Origin of the sequence: Salibacterium halotolerans (assembly GCF_900115625.1) — a bacterium.
GTDB classification, from domain to species: domain Bacteria; phylum Bacillota; class Bacilli; order Bacillales; family Marinococcaceae; genus Salibacterium; species Salibacterium halotolerans.
In genome coordinates, this window is the sequence record NZ_FOXD01000011.1 from 18041 (window position 1) to 38557 (window position 20517).

Annotated in this window: 19 protein-coding genes; 11 read left to right on the top strand and 8 right to left on the bottom strand. The window is 48.4% G+C overall.

What is annotated here, in order from left to right:
• Positions 1-58 precede the first annotated feature (58 nt).
• Positions 59-916: a MurR/RpiR family transcriptional regulator gene (locus BM124_RS10385; protein ID WP_093337372.1), complete on the bottom strand. Its 858-nt coding sequence runs from the start codon at positions 914-916 to the stop codon at positions 59-61.
• A 205-nt stretch (positions 917-1121) separates the two neighbouring features.
• Here BM124_RS10385 and BM124_RS10390 point away from each other — a divergent pair, with 205 nt between their 5' ends.
• Genes BM124_RS10390 through gnd form a run of 3 tightly spaced genes read left to right on the top strand, consistent with a single transcriptional unit; the run spans position 1122 to position 4978 of the window.
• Positions 1122-2687, top strand: coding sequence for a gluconokinase (locus BM124_RS10390; RefSeq protein WP_093337373.1), 1566 nt, complete (start codon positions 1122-1124; stop codon positions 2685-2687).
• Between the two features lie 20 nt (positions 2688-2707).
• The gene (locus BM124_RS10395; RefSeq protein ID WP_093337375.1) at positions 2708-4057 is read left to right on the top strand and encodes a GntP family permease; all 1350 of its coding nucleotides are present in this window, start codon (positions 2708-2710) and stop codon (positions 4055-4057) included.
• A gap of 18 nt (positions 4058-4075) precedes the next feature.
• Positions 4076-4978 (top strand): phosphogluconate dehydrogenase (NAD(+)-dependent, decarboxylating), encoded by a 903-nt coding sequence (gnd, locus tag BM124_RS10400; RefSeq protein WP_093337376.1) that lies wholly within the window; start codon positions 4076-4078, stop codon positions 4976-4978.
• 60 nt (positions 4979-5038) lie between these two features.
• Here gnd and BM124_RS18565 read toward each other — a convergent pair whose 3' ends face one another.
• A complete protein-coding gene (locus BM124_RS18565) occupies positions 5039-5308 on the bottom strand; it encodes a hypothetical protein (RefSeq protein ID WP_139217114.1) in 270 nt (89 codons plus the stop codon).
• Here BM124_RS18565 and BM124_RS10405 point away from each other — a divergent pair.
• Positions 5291-6124, top strand: coding sequence for a sulfite exporter TauE/SafE family protein (locus BM124_RS10405; RefSeq protein ID WP_244504304.1), 834 nt, complete (start codon positions 5291-5293; stop codon positions 6122-6124). The two genes, BM124_RS18565 and BM124_RS10405, sit on opposite strands and share 18 nt — an antisense overlap.
• On the opposite strand, the gene BM124_RS10410 is transcribed toward BM124_RS10405, so the two are convergent.
• Entirely contained in the window at positions 6108-6851 is a 744-nt protein-coding gene (locus BM124_RS10410; protein ID WP_093337379.1) for a YwaF family protein, read from the bottom strand. The two genes, BM124_RS10405 and BM124_RS10410, sit on opposite strands and share 17 nt — an antisense overlap.
• A 132-nt stretch (positions 6852-6983) precedes the next feature.
• Here BM124_RS10410 and BM124_RS10415 point away from each other — a divergent pair, with 132 nt between their 5' ends.
• Positions 6984-8051, top strand: a complete 1068-nt coding sequence (locus BM124_RS10415) for an FUSC family protein (protein WP_093337381.1) — start codon at positions 6984-6986, stop codon at positions 8049-8051.
• A gap of 24 nt (positions 8052-8075) precedes the next feature.
• Here the strand turns inward: BM124_RS10415 and BM124_RS10420 are convergent, their stop codons facing one another.
• Positions 8076-9752: an N-acetylmuramoyl-L-alanine amidase gene (locus BM124_RS10420; RefSeq protein ID WP_093337383.1), complete on the bottom strand. Its 1677-nt coding sequence runs from the start codon at positions 9750-9752 to the stop codon at positions 8076-8078.
• A 217-nt stretch (positions 9753-9969) separates the two neighbouring features.
• Positions 9970-11412 (bottom strand): alanine/glycine:cation symporter family protein, encoded by a 1443-nt coding sequence (locus BM124_RS10425; protein ID WP_170841105.1) that lies wholly within the window; start codon positions 11410-11412, stop codon positions 9970-9972.
• A gap of 152 nt (positions 11413-11564) precedes the next feature.
• On the opposite strand from BM124_RS10425, the gene tlp reads away from it, so the two are divergent.
• Positions 11565-11786, top strand: a complete 222-nt coding sequence (gene tlp / locus BM124_RS10430; protein WP_093337386.1) for a small acid-soluble spore protein Tlp — start codon at positions 11565-11567, stop codon at positions 11784-11786.
• A 229-nt stretch (positions 11787-12015) separates the two neighbouring features.
• The gene (locus BM124_RS10435) at positions 12016-13488 is read left to right on the top strand and encodes a flotillin family protein (protein ID WP_093337516.1); all 1473 of its coding nucleotides are present in this window, start codon (positions 12016-12018) and stop codon (positions 13486-13488) included.
• Between the two features lie 204 nt (positions 13489-13692).
• Here the strand turns inward: BM124_RS10435 and BM124_RS10440 are convergent, their stop codons facing one another.
• Positions 13693-14313: a uracil-DNA glycosylase gene (locus tag BM124_RS10440; protein WP_093337388.1), complete on the bottom strand. Its 621-nt coding sequence runs from the start codon at positions 14311-14313 to the stop codon at positions 13693-13695.
• A 167-nt stretch (positions 14314-14480) separates the two neighbouring features.
• On the opposite strand from BM124_RS10440, the gene BM124_RS10445 reads away from it, so the two are divergent.
• Positions 14481-14939 (top strand): flavin reductase family protein, encoded by a 459-nt coding sequence (locus BM124_RS10445; protein WP_093337389.1) that lies wholly within the window; start codon positions 14481-14483, stop codon positions 14937-14939.
• Positions 14940-14977: 38 nt separating this feature from the next.
• On the opposite strand, the gene BM124_RS18960 is transcribed toward BM124_RS10445, so the two are convergent.
• Positions 14978-15154 (bottom strand): hypothetical protein, encoded by a 177-nt coding sequence (locus tag BM124_RS18960; RefSeq protein ID WP_170841096.1) that lies wholly within the window; start codon positions 15152-15154, stop codon positions 14978-14980.
• Between the two features lie 38 nt (positions 15155-15192).
• Positions 15193-17136 carry an aconitate hydratase gene (locus BM124_RS10450; RefSeq protein WP_093337391.1) on the bottom strand — a complete coding sequence of 648 codons (1944 nt, stop codon included), beginning with the start codon at positions 17134-17136 and terminating at the stop codon, positions 15193-15195.
• Between the two features lie 194 nt (positions 17137-17330).
• On the opposite strand from BM124_RS10450, the gene htpX reads away from it, so the two are divergent.
• The 3 genes from htpX (at position 17331) to qoxA (ending at position 20493) form a co-directional block, all read left to right on the top strand.
• Entirely contained in the window at positions 17331-18230 is a 900-nt protein-coding gene (gene htpX / locus BM124_RS10455; RefSeq protein ID WP_093337392.1) for a protease HtpX, read from the top strand.
• Positions 18231-18372: 142 nt separating this feature from the next.
• Positions 18373-19293 carry an EamA family transporter RarD gene (gene rarD, locus BM124_RS10460; protein WP_342028625.1) on the top strand — a complete coding sequence of 307 codons (921 nt, stop codon included), beginning with the start codon at positions 18373-18375 and terminating at the stop codon, positions 19291-19293.
• A 276-nt stretch (positions 19294-19569) separates the two neighbouring features.
• On the top strand, positions 19570-20493 hold the full coding sequence (qoxA, locus tag BM124_RS10465) for a cytochrome aa3 quinol oxidase subunit II (protein ID WP_425288584.1): 924 nt from the start codon (positions 19570-19572) through the stop codon (positions 20491-20493).
• The last annotated feature ends 24 nt before the right edge of the window (positions 20494-20517 follow it).

The window sequence follows — 20517 nt, forward strand, 5'->3', positions numbered from 1 at the left end:
AATATGTAATCAATCCGAATGAACTTGAACGCATCAAGTTCATTCGGATTTTTTTGTGCTATACCCTGCGCTTTGATATCGCTTTTCTCATTTTATTTACAGCCTGCTGGGTTTTGTCTTTTGTTTTCACACTGTAATTGACATACAACGCATCAAGCAGGGAGAGTTCGGCAATTCTTGATGACAAGGCTTCTGAACGGTAGTCTGTTTCTTCCGATGCCGTGTAAAGGCAGACGTCCACCTGTTTGCTTAATGGGGACTTAGCAAGATTTGTGATCCCGATGGTTACGGCGCCATTTTCTTTCGCGGTTTCGACCACTTCGAGAAGGTCATTATTAGCACCGGTGTGAGAAATGAAAAAGACAACATCTTTTTCGGTGAGCTGCGAGGCAGCCATGAGCTGCATGTGGGTATCTGTATAAGCAAAACACGGAATGCCGGTGCGGATAAATTTATGCAGGCCGTCCTGCGCCGTTATTCCCGACCCGCCGTTTCCGTAGAAATGGAGCTGGTCTGCGTTCAGTATATGATCGAGCACCTGCCGAAAACCGGCGCTTTCCTGTATTTCCTTCGTGAACTGTACCGCATTCATATTCGCCTGGAATACCTTTGCCAAAATTTCCATTTCGGAATCTGTTTCATTAATTTCTTCATGAATATCCTGAATGGGGTGAACCAGTTCGGAGGCAAGAGCAATTTTGAGTGCCTGATAGCCTTTGAAGTCAAGCCTTTTACAGAAACGAAAGACTGTCGCATCCGCAATCATCAGCTCGTCGGCGATCTGGTTGATGGTGGAATGCACGATGGATTCGGGATGCTTGAGAATGTAGTCGGCAATCAACTGTTCTTTTTCACTTAATTGAGGGTAGGAAGAACGAATGCGGTGCAGGACGTGGGTGGTGTTGTCTTCATTCATAAGGCCGGGCTCCTTTTCGTCTAAAGTCTTATTTACAGTTTAAATGAAAATTTTTTTCGTTAAAAGCACAGAGATGAAAAATTTTTCGAAAAACCTATTGAACTAAAAAAAATTTCTTGTATAATTCGATTATAAGAAAAAATATTTACTGATTTATCAACAGAACCCGCAACAGTTTGGCAGGTTGGAAATGAGAGGGATAAATATGAGCAGACAGGTAGTTATCGGCCTTGATATTGGTACGACAAGCACGAAATGCCTGGCATATGACGTGGATGGAGAAATTTGGGCGGAGAAGGAAGTGGAATATACACTGCATTCACCGGATCCTTCACGAAAGGAACAGGATCCTGAAGAAATTTTGAAAGCGGTTAAGGTAACGTTGTCACACATCGTTTATGCGGTTCAGAAAAAAGGGGCAGTAGTGGCAGGTGCAGGGTTCAGTGCTGCGATGCACAGTCTGCTTGCTTTGGACCACAGCGGGAATGTTTTGACAAATGCCGTAACATGGGCCGATCAGCGTTCGGTAAAAGAAGCGGAGGAACTGAAGGCAAATGGCGGCCACGAGCTGTATCTCCGGACAGGAACGCCGGTACACCCGATGTCTCCGCTGACGAAATTGATGTGGTTTCAACGGAACCAGCCGGACATTTTTGTAAGGGCTGCCAAGTGGATATCGATCAAGGAATACATTGTTTATCAATTATTCGGTCGTTTCCTGGTGGATCATTCTATCGCTTCAGCAACCGGGCTGTTTCAACTCAAAACGAAACAGTGGGATGACGAAGCGTTAAGAACAGCAGGCATCACGGCAGATCAGCTGTCAGAACTGGTTCCTGCAACTTATATATTGAAAGGCATGACACGTGAAGCTGCGGCCGAACTTGATATCGATCCCGATACGCCGTTTGTGATGGGAGCAAGTGACGGAGTCCTGGCCAACATCGGGGCCGGTGCGGTTTCGCCGGGGCAGGCTGCCTGTTCCATTGGGACGAGCGGGGCAGTGCGGACAGTCGTCGATAAACCTACACTTGATCCTAAAGGAAGAATTTTCTGCTACGAACTGACGGAAGACAAATGGGTGATCGGCGGGCCGATCAATAACGGTGGTATTGCTCTTCAGTGGATCAAGGATCAGCTTTATCCGGATCTTGATGGAGCATCGGCATCTCAAGATGAAAGTACGTTTGATGAAATGACGAAACGGGCTTCAGCTATTCAGCCTGGTGCAGCTGGTCTTGTTTTTCTTCCTTATCTCATGGGGGAAAGGGCGCCGTTCTGGGATTCGGATACGAAGGGGGTATTTTTTGGTCTGACGTTGAATCACGGCCGGGATCATATGGTGCGGAGTGTACTCGAAGGTGTCATGTACCAGATGTATTCTGTGGTTATCGCATTGACGGAATCGGGAGTACAGCCGCAGGAATACCGTTGCGGCGGAGGATTCGCGCGTTCTGAGCTGTGGCGGCAGATGATGGCTGATATTTTTGAAGAGGACATTGTGATTCCTGAGAGTCATCAGGGCTCCTGCTTCGGAGCAGCCTGGCTCACGATGTATGCACTGGATATGGTCCCTGATTTATCAAGTGTCCGAGATCTTATCAAAACTACGATCAGACATCAGCCGGTGGAGAAAAATGTGACGGCGTACCGTGACATAAAACCAATTTTTCTGAGACTTGCCAGAGGACTGCACGATGAATTTAAAGCGATCTCAGAAGTGCAGCGCAGACACGCGACCGGTGGAAGAACGTTATCATCATCTGATTAGAAATTGAAAGGGGTGCTATCATGCAATCTACAGCATGGCTGGTTATTGTAGCTGTTCTTGCCGTTATTGCTCTACTATTTTTAGTAATGAAAACGAAACTGCAGGCCTTTATTGCTCTTCTCATGGTCAGTATACTTGTTGGACTGGCTGTGGGCATGCCGCCTGCAAAAATTATCTCGACAATCGAAGAAGGTATGGGGGGAACCCTTGGCTTTGTCGCTGTTATCATCGGTCTTGGGTCCATGTTCGGTGAAATGCTGCGCGTCTCGGGAGGCGCTGAACGCCTAGCTTTAACCCTGATGAATAAATTTGGGGAAAAGAACATGTCATGGGCGCTGGGGTTAACCGGGTTTATTATTTCCATCCCCGTATTTTTGGATGTAGCTCTTATTATACTCATACCGATTATTTACAGTTTGACGCAAAGAACGAAAAAGTCACTTCTGCATTTCGGCATACCGCTTCTTGCAGGTTTGGCCGTCACACACAGTTTTATTCCACCGACTCCGGGACCAATATCTGTGGCTACTATTATTAATGCAGATCTTGGCTGGGTAATTCTTTTCGGCGCCATTGCCGGTATTCCGGCGATGATTCTGGGCGGACCGGTTTTCGGCCGATATATAGGAAACAAGATTCATGTACAGGTGCCGGATTACATGATGGAGCAGGTTGATCAAATCGACGACCAACGTGATCTGCCAAGTTTCATCAGTATTGTAAGCATTATTTTGCTGCCTTTGATTCTGATTCTATTGAACACCACTGCAGATGCTGCCTTAGAAGATGACAATACGTGGCAGACCGTTCTCACCTTTATCGGCCATCCGTTCGTTGCCTTGATTGCAGCTTCTTTGTTAGCCTTTTATGTATTCGGAATCCGCCAGGGGTATTCCAAAGAAGATATTCAGCAGATAACGACAAAAGCACTGGAACCGGCGGGTATTATCATTCTTGTTACCGGTGCCGGCGGCGTATTTGGACAAATGCTGATCAATTCCGGCATCGGCGATCTGCTGTCCGAAGCGATGAAGGGAATGGACATGCCGCTGATTGTCTTTGCCTTTATTGCAGCTACGGTCGTCCGTGTGGCGCAAGGGTCGGCGACCGTGTCGATGGTAACGGCAGCGGGCCTTATTGCACCGGTTATAAAGAACTTTGATGTCAGCGAACCGATGCTTGGTCTGCTTGTCATCGCGATTGCCTCCGGCGCTACTGTGTTCTCACACGTGAACGATTCCGGCTTCTGGCTCGTCAACCGCTATTTTGGATTGACCGAAAAACAAACATTACAGACATGGACCGTGATGGAAACAATTATCGGTTTTACAGGCTTTGGCGTCGCATTAGTGCTCAGTCTATTTGTTTAAAGAAAGAGGAGACGTAATATGAAGATAGGATTAATAGGATTAGGAAAAATGGGATACAATGTCGGCCTTCAGATGCTGGAAAAAAAACATGAGCCGGCAGCTTTTGATGTCGATCCAAAAGTGGTAGAAACATTCAAGGAGGCCGGAGGAGAAGGTGCTGCTTCCATAGAGGAACTGGTACAAAAGCTGGAAGCTCCGAGAGTGATCTGGGTGATGGTTCCATCCGGTACGGTGACGGATGAGGTACTAGATGAGACGGCACCGCTGCTGGATGAAGGTGATATTCTCATTGAAGCTGGTAATTCTCATTACAAAAAATCAATGGAACATCATCAAAACATGGAAGCACGCGGCCTTCATTTCTTCGATGTTGGCACAAGCGGCGGAATATCAGGAGCAAGGCACGGAGCCTGCTTCATGATCGGCGGAAACAAAGAAATCTTTCAGAAAGAGCTGGAGCCGCTGTTTGATGATTTATCTGTAGAAAAAGGTTATTTTCATACAGGAGAAGGCGGCAGCGGTCATTATCTGAAAATGATTCACAATGGAATCGAGTACGGGATGATGGCGGCGATTGGGGAAGGGTTTGAACTTCTCGAAAAAAGCCCGTTTGATTATGATTATGAAGGGGTGGCAGAAGTTTGGAATCACGGATCTGTCATCCGGGGATGGCTGATGGAATTGATGGGGGGGGCATTTAAAAAAGATGCGAACCTTGATGATATCCGCGGTGTGATGCATTCTTCCGGGGAAGGGAAGTGGACGGTGGAATCAGCGCTTGATTATGAAGCGGCGGCGCCCGTGATCGCCCTGTCCTTGATGATGCGGTACCGTTCCCAGGAAACCGATACCTTCACAGGCAAGGTGGTGGCAGCCCTCCGTCATGAATTCGGCGGGCACGACACAGAGAAACAGGAATAAGAGCATCCTTGAAAAAAAGCTGCATCTCCGGGGCTGTACGGCTGTGACACTCCGTGGACACTAAACCGTCGGGAATCGTTCATAGTGTCCACGGAAGCAGTGTTCATGGACACTATGAATTCCCCGCCGGCAGGTAGTGTCCGTTGATTTCAGTCCGCACCCACTAATACCAGATTTCAGCGGCGTAGTGTTCACCAAATGGAGATCCGTGGACGCTGCGCCGTTATTTTTCGATAGTAATGTCCACCGCCGCATGAACCTCCAGCCCGCCGCCTTCCTTTGCTGCTTATGGCTGCATGCTCCTTCTTCCCATTGAACAGCATAATTCATAACCATGCCTCTTTCAGGGAATCATGGTACAATGATGAAACATATCATGATGCCGCAGGAGAGAAGGGTTTTATTACATCTATGCTTACAGAACTTATCATTATTTTCGTTGTACTATTTATCGGCAGTTTTATTCAGGGGGCGAGCGGATTCGGTTTTGGTCTGTTCGCGATGAGTTTTCTTCCGTTTTTATTCTCGGTGAAAGACAGCACCCTGCTCGTTATGGCTCTGGCACTCGTAACCTGCCTGACGATTTTTTTGAAAGTGTATTCCCATATTAATATCCGCCGTCTGGCTGTATTACTCGGCGCGGCGGTTGCCGGACGAATCGGCGCGTACTTTGTGCTGCATAACTTTGGGGAAATGGATGAATTAAAAAAGGTGCTGGGTTTTGTACTGATCGGCATGGTATTTTTCATTCTCTTTCAGAATAATCCCGATACAGAAAAACGCCGTGAACACCCGGCTCTTCCGATCAGTATGGGCGTACTCGGAGGATTTATCGGCGGTGTGTTCGTTGTCGGCGGTCCTTTTTTTGTGTTTTATTTTCTGATGGTATGTAAAGACAAATACGAATATACAGCCAATATCCAGGCTGTGTTTCTGGTAACCGGTCTGACTACGCTCTTGATGCATGGAGTGAGCGGTGATATTCATGCGAACCTGCTGCTGTATTTTGTAATCGGCGTGCTGAGTGTCATTACCGGATCCAGGCTCGGGATGAAATGGTTTAAACATTTATCCCAGCATCATATAAAACGATTTGCCGGGCTGATTGTTACGCTGGCCGCGCTGAACCTCATCTTTTTTGCTTAGTGCGGAAGCTGCGACAGGAGATAATGGTTTTTTTGTACACATAATACATCCCGAAAAACACAGCAAGAGCTACGGCTTCCAGGGATAAAAGATAATAGGGCCAGGGGCCGAGCCAGTCAAATGGGGTGGCCTGGACCGGCTTTTCCATGATGTACATGTAATTTCCGCCCGTCAGAAGATTCACGAAGCCCACCAATACCAAATAAAGATTCAAAACACCCCACGTACGGAAAATCGAGGAAAAATAAAGCTCCCGTTTTTCCACGACAATCATATAACAGACCGCGGCGATAACGAGCCCGTGGGTAAGAAAAAAGTGGAAGAAACGATAATGCGGAAAGCCGTAATCGGCCAGATCCGGTGTAATGAGTGTCAGCAGTGCGCTTGAGGCTCCTGCAAAAAAGGTAATCTCAAACCAAATGCGGCCCGATGTCAAAAAGGACAGAACGGCTGTCATCCAGACGAAGCTGCTTAATTGGAGAGGGAGAGAATGAGAGACATCCCAGGCTCCGTTTGTAATGAGAAAAATCTGAAAAGACAGCTCTCCCAGCAGAAACACCGTGGGAAAAAAGATCCTCATAAAGAGGTCTGCTTTCGTGTGGCGCAGGCGTCTGCGAAAGGTAATAAGCAGAACGCACAGAACTGCCAGGGTTATGAATACCATGAGGTGTGCCGGGCCCATCCATGTAAACGATGGGCCGTTGTGACTGAACTCCCACCACCACATATGCGGTCTCCTTTTCTATAGGTATGTTTTTATTTTAATGGGTGGAAAACGAAAATACGACCCCTGAGATAGTGATGAACAGCTGCTTCTATTGTGATATGATGGGAGTAAACGATTGAAGTGGGCTTTACAATGTTGGAAAAGATTCGACAGAAGCAATTTAAATTTATTGGAGCCAGACTGATTAAGACAGGCATTGCCGTTTATGTGGCGGCGCTTATCTGTAATTTTTTCAATCTTCCGGCTGCATTCGCTGTTATTACTTCTATCGTCACTCTCGAACCTACGGCGGCGGCATCGATACGAAAAGGAATCAAACGCTTTCCCGCCACCCTTATCGGCGCCGCACTGGCTGTAACGGCTGTTTCGATTTTCGGTCATAATGCAGCATCTTACGCCATTGCGGCTGTATTCACCATTTATGCGTGCAATCTGCTTCACCTCGAGGTGGGGACGCTGGTGGCTACGTTGACGGCAGTCGCCATGATACCCGGAACCGAAGGGACTTACTTTTTATCTTTTGTGGAACGGGCGGGGACGACAACAATCGGACTTACCGTGTCAGCGCTCGTGAACTTCTCCATTCTTCACCCGCGTTTTTCGGAACTGATTGCAGAGAAAAATGAGAAGATCACGAGAGAAATTACCGAAGTGCTCGAAAAAAGAACCCGGGAATTATGCGAAGACAAACCGGCCGGCAAATCGACCAGGCAGCGTTTTCAGCAGCTGCAAAAAGAAGTTAATCGCGCAGAAGACCTTGCCTATTACCAGCGCGAAGAGTGGAAATACCACCGTTACAGTGCCAAGTATATCGATTTCTTCACTTACGAAAATCGGCGCCTGGAGGCACTCGAGAGGATGGTTTATCACATTAACAGCTTGTTTGTGCTGAAAGAAGTGGAGGACAATTTCCACGAAGGCGAAAAAGAATTGTGCAGCAGGGCTTTTCAGTCTATCATTACGGTCCTTCGGCATCCGGAACATGTGGTCTCAACAGAACATCACGATCTCATTTCTGAAGTGGATCATCATTTCTGGCATATCCAGGAGACGCATCCGGATATGATTTCCTACCGCTACCATCATCAATTTTCCAAAGAAATTATCGTTTATTATGTCATCCTTTCTCTTCACGACCGGTTGGAGGACATGGAACAACTCTATGAAAGACACAAAAAAAAGCACGGTTCCTCTGCATGACGGAGGGAACCGTGCTTTTTTCGTTTACCAGTTATAATAGTTGTCGATACCGTCGAAAATGGCATCGGCTGCTTTATCCGGATAATTAGCCTGTTTCATCCGCGATGCGTCGCCCGGATTGGTCAGGAAGCCAAGTTCCACGAGACTGCTCGGCATAGTGGTGTTTTCGATGACAACAAAGCCTGCGTCTGCGACACGGCGGTCAACCATGCCGGTCTGTTTAACAAGTTCCTGATGAATGGAGGAAGCGAGCGCGCGGCTTTCAGAACCTTCGTGACGGTCGTTATAGAAAGCTTCCGTTCCTTCTGCAGATTGATTATAGGCATTGGAATGGATGCTGATGAACGCATCGGCATCTGCAGACTCGGCAACTTCCACCCGTTCATTTAACCCGAGGAATGTATCGTCATTGCGGGTCATCACAACGTCCACGCCGGCTTCTTCCAGACGTTCTTCCACTTCCAGCGCCACATCGAGATTCACTTCTTTCTCAATCAGACCGTTTCCGCTGGCTCCGTTATCATGATCGCCGTGACCGGCGTCAATGACGATGGTGCGGTCTTCGAGTGCATCCGCCCCGGGTTCTTTTTCCTGCAGGTAATGGCGGTGTACATACCCTTCTCCGCTGCCGTAATCAACACGGGCCCAGTCTTGTCCGGTGTGCTCGTATACTTCCACCGTGTCGCCGCTCTGCAGTTTGGTGATAATATCACCGTCGGTACTTCCTTCGGTGCGCACATTGAGGTTATTCACGGTCACCTTCGCAACCGAAATAACATCGCCCTGTACTCCTTCGGAAGGGGCATCATTCGAGTCTTCTTCCGGTTCCTGCGGAGTGTCCTCATCGGCGTCTGAACTGTCAGAGCTGCCCACATAAGCACTGTGCACGTAAGCCCAGTCCCCGTCGTTTTCTATTTTCAGCCAGTCACCTGACCGGTCATAGACATCGACTGCTGTGCCGCTCTGAAGCTGGTTCACCGCCTGATAATCGGTGCCTGGCCCTGTTCTGACATTCAGCGGAGTACCGGCGTCAACTTCTCCTTCATACATTACATGCTCTTCCGAGAATGCTTCATCATCGGGAGAGGAAGACGTGTTTCCGCTGGACTGCATCGATTGTTCCATGGCTCTTGCCAGATAGGCGGAAAATTCAGCCCGGGTCGCTTCGTCATTGGGGTCGAACGAACCGCTTCCCTGGACGATGCCCTGATCGGCAAGGACAGCTATATGTTCCTGTGCCCAAAAGTCGCTGTCTATGTCTGTGAATCCGCTCGATGAATCCGGCTCTTGTGCCTGATCAAAGAAAGCCCTGGAAATCACAGCCGCGACCTGCGCTTTCTCAATTTCTCCATTTGGGTCAAAGCTGCCGTTACTGCCCTGGAATATATCCATTGCTGCTGCTCTTTCAATACTGCCGTAAGCCCAGAATGAAGAATTAACATCGGAAAACGTCGGGGACGATGCATTCAGTGCTCCCTCACCGAGGGCGTTTGTCATCATGATGGAAGCCTGGGCTCTCGTAAGCGGCTGCTCCGGACGGTACTGTCCGGAAGCGTCCCCGTTGGCAACTCTGTGTTCCGTTAAGTACTCTATCTCTTCTTCAGCCCAGTACCCGCTGTCTACATCCGTATACCGGTCGGAGGCTTCCGCCTGATCCGCCGTGAATGCCGGAATGACAGAGAGGGACAGGGCTGCTGCCATTATGGGATATGAGATTTTTCTGTAAAAAATGGCAGGTTCCTCCTCTCTTATGCGTAATCTGCTAATTAAAGGCAAGATTCTCCAAGCTATGTAACCTGAAACAAGAATATCATGGTATGAGGTTTTAGACTAGTATGTAGAGGAGATTGTTCGAAATTAAGAAAAAAATCTCAGCACCGCTCATAAAGAAAAACCCGGTGTTATACCGGGCTTTTCGTCAATATTCATCTTTTTTTGCGTCTTGTGATTCCGGTTTTTCTTCCCAGGCATCGAGATTCTGCAGTCCTGGTATGCTGTTTTTGTAAAATACCGGATCATACCCAAGCCTGCGCTGGCGCTGGTAGTCTTTCAGAGCTGCCAGCGCTGTTTTGGTCAGCATGGCGATGGCAATCAAGTTCACCAGAGCCATCAATCCCATGAAAACATCGGCAAGGGACCAGATTAAATCCAGACTGCTTATGGATCCGAGGATAACCATAAGTAAAAAGGCGGCTCTAAAAATGTAAATATACACAGGGTTTTCGGAAATGAATTCAATATTGTTAGCACCGTAATAGTAATTTCCCAATAAGGAGCTGAAAGAGAAAAAGAAAACCGCGAGAGCCACAAAGGTTTGCGCCCATCCTCCAAGATGGGTTTCAAGAGCCATCTGTGTTAATTGAATGCCTTCTGTTTCACCGGAAGTATACACACCGGCGAGAACGATGATAAACGCAGTGGAGCTGCAGATAATCAGTGTATCGGTAAACACGCCGAGTGTCTGTACAAGCCCCTGTTTTACCGGATGGCTTACGTGAGCGGTCGCAGCGGCATTGGGAGCACTCCCCATCCCGGCTTCATTTGAAAAAAGCCCCCGCTGCACACCATTTGTGATAACTGCTGCCAAACCGCCGCCGGCAATTTCACGAATGCCGAAAGCGTTTGAGACGATAAGGGAAACGACATCAGGAAGCATTCCTATATTCATGATCATAATGATGATGGCGGTAATAATATAAAGAATGGCAAAGAAGGGAACTATAATCTCGCTTACGACAGCAATACGACGTATACCGCCGAAAATAACGAAGCCGATCATGATTGCAACAGCTGCCCCGACCCAAATGCCTTTTACATCATAGGCACCTGTAAATGCCAGCGATATGGTATTGGATTGAACACCGTTAAAAATGAGACCGAAACATAACGTAATAAGAATTGCGAACAAAATTCCCATCCACCGCATGCCAAGAGCCCTTTCCATGTAATAAGCGGGACCGCCGCGGTAGCCGTTTTTTACTTTCACCTTATACATTTGGGCTAATGTACTTTCCACGAAACCTGTGGCGGCGCCAAGCAGCGCAATCACCCACATCCAGAACACAGCGCCCGGGCCACCCGCGGTAATAGCAATCGCCACGCCGGCAAGGTTACCTGTTCCCACTCTTGCAGCCGTACTGAGGGTGAACGCCTGGAACGGGGTAGTTCCCTTTTTTTCTTTAAATACAGAGCGGTCTGTGCCGCGCGCTAAAAGAGTCACCATTTCTTTGAACATCGTAAATTGTGCGAAGCGGGTTTTTATCGTGAAAAACAGACCCAAAAGCAGTAATGCTCCAACCAACAGATACGACCATAAAATATTACTGCTGAATTCTACTACGCTGCCGAGCCAAGTATCCATTGTCAGCCAGTCCTCCATAAGATCACTCCTTTTTTCTGCAGATTAAAAAGATGTATATGTCATCAGTGACTGCTTGATACATCACGTTTTTACATAGGCTGTCTTTACAATGGTAATACTAAACCTGACATTTTTGAAGGAGTGATGTATCTATGGCAAAACCAGATGATCGTTCCAATAACGCGGAACGGATTGAAAACACGATCGGTCATACGCTTCAAAACCGAAATGAGGCACGAGACTATGAAAAGGCACATGCCGAAGAGCTGAGTGAGGAAGAAAAACAGCAGATTGAAGAAAAAAATGAACGGCGCGAAGAGAGCATTGAAGGACTTCAGCAGGAAATTCAGGATGAGGCAGAGGATAATAAATAATCATACGAAAGCGCAGCCTGCAGGACAGAGCTGCGCTTTTGCTTTGCTATCCGGAAAATAGGGGGATAAATATTAAATATTTGAAACGGGAATAGTCATCGTTCGTATGATGGTATAGAATATGTTCAGGAGGTGTATATAATTGAATTTTTTACAAGATGTTCTAGGTTTGATCATTACTGGTGCTGTCATTCTTGTTCTGCTTATCGCAGCCCTTATCGGTTACATTATGTTCAAACGGAGTTATAAGACGGCGAAGTCCAATGAGGCGCTTATCATCACCGGGAAAAGTCTCGGCAGCGATGAGAATGTATTTACCGACGAGACGAACGGGCGCCGGCTGAAAGTCGTGCGGGGCGGCGGTGTGTTTATCAAGCCCCTTGTTCAGGTCGCGGAACCCGTTGACCTTACTACATCACAGCTTATGGTGCAGACGCCGGAAGTCTACACGTCACAGGGTGTGCCGGTGGTCGCGGATGCCGTTGCGATGGTTCGTATAGGAAGTTCGCTCCATCAGATTGCCAACTTCGCCGAGCAGTTTCTCGGAAAGAACAAGTCCGACAGAGATCAGGAAATTGTTGAGGTCCTTGAAGGTCATCTTCGTTCAGCATTGTCTTCATTGACCGTGGAGGAAATTTACCAGAGCCGGGAGCGGTTCAACGAGCAGCTTCAGGAAGTGGCGGAAAAAGACCTTTCGAAGATGGGATTTGAAATCACGTCCTTTGCACTGAAAGACATACGTGATGAGAACGGCTATCTCGAAGCATTGGGACGTCCCCGTATTGCCGAGGCAAAGAAAAACGCGGACATTGCGGAGTCCAATGCCGAACGCGAAACGAGAATCCATCAGGCACAGATGGATAAGGAAGCCGAAGAGTCAGAATATAAACATAAGACAGAAATTGCCGAAGCCCGGAAAAACAATGAAATCCGGGAGTCCTCTTTTAAACAGGAGAATGAAAAAGCAAGGGCGCAGGCGGACCAGGCGTATGCTCTTGAAAAGAGTATCAATGACCGGCAGCTGAAAGAACAGGAAATGGATGTACGCGCGGTCGAATTATCCAAGCAGTCCGAACTCGAAGAAATCGAAATCGAGCGCAAAGAAAAGCAGTATGAAGGGGAAGTCAAGAAAAAGGCGGACGCGGAACGATACGCTTCCCAGCAGCAGGCGGATGCGGATAAATACCGCACGATCGCCGAAGCCGAAGCGCAGGCTGAAACCGAACGCAAACGCGGGGAAGCTGAAGCCCAGATTATCCGCGATAAAGGGCAGGCCGAAGCGGCAGCGAAAGAACAGATGGCCGAAGCAATGTCCAAATACGGCGAAGCTGCTGTTCTTGAAATGATGATCAATATGATGCCGGACTTTGCGAAAGCTGTCTCGGAACCGATGAATAACATCGACAGTGTCAAAGTAATCGACACTGGAAGTGGACAGGGCGTGTCCAACCTGGCAGGAAGCGTCACGAATAATATGGCGGTGATGCAGGATACGTTAAAGGAAACAACCGGTATCGACATGAAGGCACTGCTTGAGAACTTTGCCGGCGGGGAAGGCGCTCAAATGCTTGCGCAGGCCGCAGGGACGAGTGACAAAACAGAAGAAAGCGCTGCTTTCGAAGATCAGGAGCCATCCACCGAAGAGGAAGCCCCTCCGGCGGAAGATACTGAAGAAGCCGTAGAAGAGGATAAAGAGCAATAGGAATGATTAAGGAACGGGCCGAAGCTGTCCGTTCCTTTTTATGGACACTTTACACATGAAAGTGTCTAATAACCGAAGTTTATAGACATTTTCAGGCGCAGAAGCTGTTCATTTGTCCGTTATTTTTACATTACAGACAAACATCAGGGGAAAATGGTCTTAAAATCGTGTTTATAGACATTTTTCACCATAAACTGTCCATTATCACCGAAGATGCTGCTTCAGTTTTTCCAGATGAGCGGAGATATCTGCTTCAAGACTGCGTTTATAAAGCGCGGCGGCCGGGTGATAAATAGGGAACAGTGGATAAGTGGTGTTTGTCCATGTATAGGAGCGTGTGTCCCAGTCGTCCAGCCTCAGGACGGGAGAAGTCACAAGGTGTCCGGTAACTTCCGACATGCGCGCGGACCCGCCGGCAAGGCGCTGGTAAGCGATACGACCCATCGGCACAATCAGACGAGGCTCAAGGTACTCGATTTCTGCATCGAGAATCGGCGCATGGGCGGCGATTTCTCCCTGGTTTGGAGTGCGGTTGTATTTTCTTTTTTCCCGGCCTTTCGGCTGTCCCCATTTGTACGGGCGGCTGCGGACGGTACTTGTGACATACACGTCGTCCCGGGTCAGCTCGAGTTCCTGCAGAAAGCCATCGAAATACCGACCGGCTCTTCCGCTGAAAGGGATGCCGTTATGTATTTCGGTTTCACCCGGTGCCTCTCCGACAAACATAATCGAAGGGGAATCAGAGCCTTTTCCGTAAACGAAGCCTTCACACGCGAAGGGAGCGATCCGCTCATTGCAGCGCTGGATTAATCTTTGTGGTAACATAAAACATCGATCCCTTTCCGTTAACATCGTCTTTCCTGTATCATATACCATACAATGAATTAGAGCAGGTATCAAAAGAAGCACAATGGACAGTCTTCCTGCATTGCATGATGACAGGTTTCCCTGTAACGTAAGAAGCAGATGAAAAAGGGAGAGGGGGCTGACAGATGGATGACCGTTTATTTAAAACAGCGATGGGAAAATTTGCGACAGGTGTGACGGTAGTAACTACCGATACAGAAGACGGCGTACATGGTATGACAGCCAATGCGTTTATGTCCGTTTCCATGGATCCAAAACTTGTGCTCATATCTGTGGGCAGGCACGCCAATACCCACCGTATTATTGAGCAGAACGGCACGTTTGCTGTGAACATTCTCCATGAAGATCAAATGAAGACCGCGCAGTATTTTGCGAAACAGCTTGAGGAAGATATAGATATTCCGATTGACCGTTTTGAAGGACAGCCGATCATTGAAGGATCGCTTGCCAACATAGTTTGCACGGTATATGACAGCCACGAAGCAGGTGATCACACCCTGTTTATCGGTCAGGTAGATAATCTGATTGTCCAGGATGAAACGCCGCTGCTTTATTTTGAAGGGCAGTTCAGATACTTTCAATAAAAAAATGCCGCAGGAGTAAAAATCTCCCGCGGCGTTTTTTATTCCAGTGTGCGGTTGGTTTCGTCGACGTCAAACGGTTCATCCGGTTCCGGTTTTTCGCCGGCCTGGAGTACCCCGTCCCCGTTGCAGACGCTGCACGAATACTTCCACTGCTCGTCATCCATCAGCAGGCCGGTGCCGTCGCAGGCTGAACAAACATTGTCGTGAATGTTCATTGGTCTTTTGCACCCTTTCCTGGAACATGAGGCTTATCTTACTGTCTGTCTTTCACCCAGTTGATAAGTCCTCCTGCTAACATGATGTCCACGTGACGTTCAGTCAATGCATGACGCAGCCGGATCTTTTTATTTTTCCCCTGAAGCGAAGCGGTCATTTCGCTGCTTTGACCGATGGTGTCCCGGATGTTTTTCAGCTCAATCATGTCGCCTTTTTCCACGTCTTCAAAATCATTCTCATCGGCAAAGGTGAGAGGAAGAATGCCGAAGTTGATGAGATTCTGCAGGTGAATACGGGCAAAGTCTTTGACAATCACGACCCGCAGCCCGAGGTAGCGCGGAGCAAGAGCGGCGTGTTCACGGCTCGAGCCCTGACCGTAGTTACTGCCGCCGACAATCGCGTGGCCTGTGGTGTCACGGATATCCATCGCCCGGTTGTAATAATCTTCATTTAAAATTTCAAAGGCGAACTTGCTGATCTCAGGCAGGTTACTGCGGTAAGGAAGCACGCGGGCTCCCCCTGCGAGAATTTCATCGGTGGATAGATTGTCCCCGACTTTAAGCAGCACCGGAACATTCATTTCGTCAGGCAGCGGCTTCATTTGTGGAATGGAGGCGATATTCGGTCCTTTATGCAGTTCGACCTGCTTTGCTTCCTCCGGCGGAAGCGGTTCTTCGAGAAGCCGGAAATCAACAGTCGGTTCGTCCGGCTCGGTAATGCGCGGATAATCCATATCCAGTTTCCGCGGATCCGTAATTTTGCCGTACAGGGCTGAAGCGGCAGCTACTTCCGGACCGCATAGGAAGACGCTGTCTTCTTTCGTACCGGAGCGTCCCGGGAAGTTACGCGGTGTAGTACGGAGGCTGTTTCTGCCGGAAGCAGGTGCCTGCCCCATACCGATACAGCCGTTACAGCCCGCCTGGTGAAGCCGTGCACCGGATGTCAGAAGACTGGCGATATGGCCGTTTTGGACAAGATCGGTAAGCATCTGCCGGGAAGTTGGGTTTATATCATAGGATACGCCGCTTTCGATCTGTCTGCCTTTCACAATTTCAGCAGCTATCGCGAAGTCTTTATAACCCGGGTTGGCCGAAGATCCGATATAGGATTGGTAAATGGATTCTCCTTCCACTTCGGTTACAGGAACCACATTGCCGGGGCTGGAAGGCTTGGCGATCATCGGCTCAAGAGAAGACAGATCAATTTCTTCATCTATGTCATAAGACGCGTCATCATCGGCTTTCAGTTCGCGCCAATCTTCTTTTCGTCCCTGCGTCTGAAGGAACCGTTTCACTTCTTCATCGGAAGGAAAAACCGTGGCGGTTGCGCCGAGTTCAGCGCCCATGTTGGCAATCACGTGACGGTCCATCGCGCTTAACTGGTCGAGACCGGGACCGTAATATTCAATAATTTTTCCAACCCCGCCTTTCACGTCATGACGGCGCAGGAATTCCAGAATGATATCTTTGGCGCCGACCCAGTCCGGCAGGTCGCCCGTCAGTTTAACTCCCCAGATTTCGGGCATTTTCACGTGGTAAGGTTCGCCCGCGATGGCCATGGCAACGTCAATGCCGCCCGCTCCCATCGCAAGCATCCCCATACAGCCGTTGGCACAGGTATGGCTGTCGGAGCCAAGCAGTGTTTTACCGGGCACTGCCAGCCGCTGCATATGAACCGGGTGGCTGACGCCGTTGCCGGGGCGGCTGAAGTGCAGTCCGAACCGTTTGGCGGCACTCTCCAGAAATAAATGGTCATCCGGGTTCTTGCTGTCTTCCTGAATGACGTTATGATCGACATACTGAGCGGATGCCTCGGTTTTCGCCCGTTCAATTCCCATCGCTTCGAGTTCAAGCATCACCATGGTACCCGTGGCGTCCTGGGTCAGGGTTTGATCAACGGAAAGGGAAATTTCTTCACCGGGGCTCATTTCCCCGGACACAAGATGTTCTTTTATCAATTTCTGGGCAGCGTTCAAAGACATACGTATATGGACCTCCTTCTGCTGTTTAGTATGATTGGTATATCATGATGTATACCCGTCTTCAAGGAAAATCTAAACAAATCTATTGTTCAGGTGAGCCAAAAGAAGCTGGACATGATATAATATGTTATAGTGCAGAAACATACAATGAAAACAAGACCAAGACATTACGAGAGGTAAGGAGGAAGACGGATTTGGGAAAGCGGATTCTGCTTTTTATCATAACCAACGTTCTGATTATTACTACCATCACGATCGTATTCAGCATTCTGGGAATGTTTGGCATTCATATACCGAGCATAAGTGCGACAGCTTCCGGTCAGTTGAACTACGGCCCGCTTCTGATATTCAGTGCGGTGATCGGCTTTGGCGGTGCGTTTATATCGCTTGGAATCTCCCGTATTGTGGCCAAGAAATTAATGGGTGTACAGGTTATCGACCCTGACACCGCGACCGGCGAGGAAAAGAAACTGGTGGATAAAGTCCACCGCATGGCCCGAAGCGCCGGGATGATGCATATGCCCGAGGTCGGCATATACAACTCCCGCGAAGTCAACGCTTTTGCAACCGGACCGTCGAAGAAACGGTCCCTCGTGGCGGTATCAAGCGGTCTTCTGCAGTCGATGGACGAAGATGCCGTTGAAGGAGTACTTGCCCACGAGATGGCACACGTTTCCAACGGGGACATGGTTACCATGACGCTGCTTCAGGGTATCGTGAACACCTTCGTCGTATTCCTTTCAAGAATTGTCGCATCTATTGTTTCCCGTTTCGTGCAGAATGATGCGATGCGGATGGTGGTTCATATCGCGGCTATTTTTGTTTTTCAGATTCTTTTTTCCATACTCGGAAGTATCGTCGTCAACGCTTATTCCCGCTACAGGGAGTTCCATGCGGATAAAGGCGGAGCCGATTTTGCAGGCAAAGATAAAATGAAGCATGCCCTGCAGGCGCTTCAGTCCCGCTCCGATATGGTGGACGACAGCCAGACGTCCATGCAGACGCTGAAAATGAACAACAAGCCGACGATGTTGATGTTGTTTTCGTCCCATCCTCCTCTGGATGAACGTATCCGCCGTCTGGAAGAAAAATAGGAATATATCACACGGAACGTCCCGATCCGCCAGTATGGTCCCGGCACCTGAGAAGGTGCCGGGCTTTTTTATTCGCGCTTATCAGGGTTGTTGTTTTATACTGATGAAGGAACGATAGAGAAAATAGAATGGAGGGATACAGGTGGGAGAAAAACAACAAGGACGCGGCGTTGCGGCAGCAGTATGTGCTTATTTACTGTGGGGCTTTCTGCCTTTGTACTGGAAACTTCTCGGCGGTGTTCCGGCTTCAGATGTTCTCGCGCACCGCATTGTGTGGTCGCTTGTTTTCATGCTGGCCGTCATTCTTGTCACTGGTATGTTCAAAGGGGTGTGGCTGGAAATAAAGAACACGTTCTCTTCGAAAAAAACCGCGCTCGCGATTACTGCTGCATCCGTTTTAATCAGTGTGAACTGGTTTATTTTTATTTTTGCGGTGAATAGCGACCGGGTGATTGAAGCAAGTCTTGGTTATTATATCAATCCATTAATCAACGTTATTCTGGCTGCTGTTCTTTTGAAAGAAAAGCTGTCCAAAGCAGAAACAGCCGCATTTGGGATTGCTGCCGCCGGAGTGGTGATGCTGACGGTTTATTACGGCTATGTTCCCTGGGCGGCGCTGGGTCTGGCTCTGAGCTTTGGTTTTTACGGATTGATTAAAAAAATCACCCCCGTCGGCGCATGGGCCGGTCTTACTATTGAAACGATGCTGATGACCCCGTTTGCGCTGCTTTTTTTAGTGATATGGAAGGATAATAGCGGAATCTTCTCTTCGTATGCCGGTTCGGATGTTATACTCCTGATGGGAGCAGGAGCAGCAACGGCTATTCCGCTTTTATTATTTGCATCCGGTGCGAAACGTATCACATTTTCGTTGATGGGTTTTCTGCAGTATGGTGCGCCGACCATTATGCTGCTTCTCGGCGTGTTTTTGTTCGAGGAACCGTTCAGCAGTCAGCAGCTGTTGTCGTTTCTTATAGTATGGACCGGCCTTATTCTTTTTACATGGTCCCGGGCAGGTACAGCCAGGCGCAGCCGAAAACATGCAGTGAAAAAAGCAGGGTAGGTTCAAAGATTTGTTCCTGTACCTTAAATATGCTTTCTTTTTGTGAACATTATTCTGCTGTATAAATCCCTGCTGACCGGGAGGTGAGAAACAAACAGACCGTGAAAACGACATCATTGAACGTTTTATGACTATTTTGTGTTGAATTTGAAACAGTCCCGTGAGATTTATATGACATCTACATGCGTTTATACGCCAAAAGACAAGGATTTGCTATGATATAAGAAATACATGGAGTAAAGTCCTGAACGCTGCTTCAGAAAGGAGAGGAACGCCTTGAAAAATAAATGGGGGAAGTATAGTTTCCTGCTGGCTGCTGCATTCTTGCTGATACTTACCGCCGGTTGTTCCGGGATGCCGGTTCTCGATCCGAAAGGGCCGGTCGGGGAAAGCCAGAAAAACCTTATCGTCTTTTCTATTGTCTTAATGCTTATTATTGTTTTGACGGTAATGGTCGTGTTAACCTACATGCTGGTTAAATTCAGGGAACGTCCCGGACGCGGGGATAAAGACTACGATCCGGAGCATGAAGGGAATACGAAACTTGAAATCATATGGACGGTTATTCCACTTATTATTGTGACCGCCCTTTCTATTCCGACGGTTATTACCATCTACCAACTGGAGGAACCGCCTCAGTCTTCAAGCGACAAGGAGCCATTGGTCGTGCATGCGACGTCGGCCGACTGGAAATGGTTTTTCAGTTATCCGGAGCAGAATATTGAAACGGTGAACTATCTTCATATTCCGACGGACCGGGCGATTGAGTTCAAGCTGTCATCCGCGGATTCCATGGGGTCGTTCTGGGTTCCGGCCCTCGGCGGGCAGAAATATACGATGGCTAATATGAGAACGACGCTTTACCTGCAGGCCGATGAAGCAGGTACGTATAAGGGCAGAAATTCAAACTTCACAGGTACTGCTTTTGCGGAGCAGACATTTGATGTGCATGCCGAATCGACGGAGGAGTTCCAAAGCTGGGTGGAAGAAACACAGCAGAGTGCTCCCCCATTGAGTCAGGATCGGTACGATGAATTGCTTGCGCCGGGCCTCCTGCAGGAAATGGAATTTTCATCCACACATCTCCAATATGTCGATCACGGCAAGATGGGAAGCGGAGATTATTTAATCAACCGTCATCAGGATAAATTTGAAGATCTTCCTGCTCTCGAAGGCGGCGAAGATGTGGCAAATGATTAACAGAGGTATAAAGAAAGCGGGGGA

Coding starts and splice junctions, on each gene's coding strand:
- BM124_RS10410 (WP_093337379.1), bottom strand. CDS start 6,851: ATGTGGTGGTGGGAGTTCAGTCACAACGGCCCATCGTTTACATGGATG.
- BM124_RS10425 (WP_170841105.1), bottom strand. CDS start 11,412: ATGGATACTTGGCTCGGCAGCGTAGTAGAATTCAGCAGTAATATTTTA.
- BM124_RS18565 (WP_139217114.1), bottom strand. CDS start 5,308: ATGAATTATGCTGTTCAATGGGAAGAAGGAGCATGCAGCCATAAGCAG.
- BM124_RS10450 (WP_093337391.1), bottom strand. CDS start 17,136: ATGTCTTTGAACGCTGCCCAGAAATTGATAAAAGAACATCTTGTGTCC.
- tlp (WP_093337386.1), top strand. CDS start 11,565: ATGGCAAAACCAGATGATCGTTCCAATAACGCGGAACGGATTGAAAAC.
- BM124_RS10415 (WP_093337381.1), top strand. CDS start 6,984: ATGTTGGAAAAGATTCGACAGAAGCAATTTAAATTTATTGGAGCCAGA.
- BM124_RS10435 (WP_093337516.1), top strand. CDS start 12,016: ATGTTCAAACGGAGTTATAAGACGGCGAAGTCCAATGAGGCGCTTATC.
- BM124_RS10385 (WP_093337372.1), bottom strand. CDS start 916: ATGAATGAAGACAACACCACCCACGTCCTGCACCGCATTCGTTCTTCC.
- BM124_RS10445 (WP_093337389.1), top strand. CDS start 14,481: ATGGATGACCGTTTATTTAAAACAGCGATGGGAAAATTTGCGACAGGT.
- BM124_RS10395 (WP_093337375.1), top strand. CDS start 2,708: ATGCAATCTACAGCATGGCTGGTTATTGTAGCTGTTCTTGCCGTTATT.
- BM124_RS10420 (WP_093337383.1), bottom strand. CDS start 9,752: ATGGCAGCAGCCCTGTCCCTCTCTGTCATTCCGGCATTCACGGCGGAT.
- BM124_RS10390 (WP_093337373.1), top strand. CDS start 1,122: ATGAGCAGACAGGTAGTTATCGGCCTTGATATTGGTACGACAAGCACG.
- gnd (WP_093337376.1), top strand. CDS start 4,076: ATGAAGATAGGATTAATAGGATTAGGAAAAATGGGATACAATGTCGGC.
- BM124_RS18960 (WP_170841096.1), bottom strand. CDS start 15,154: ATGAACATTCACGACAATGTTTGTTCAGCCTGCGACGGCACCGGCCTG.
- BM124_RS10440 (WP_093337388.1), bottom strand. CDS start 14,313: ATGTTACCACAAAGATTAATCCAGCGCTGCAATGAGCGGATCGCTCCC.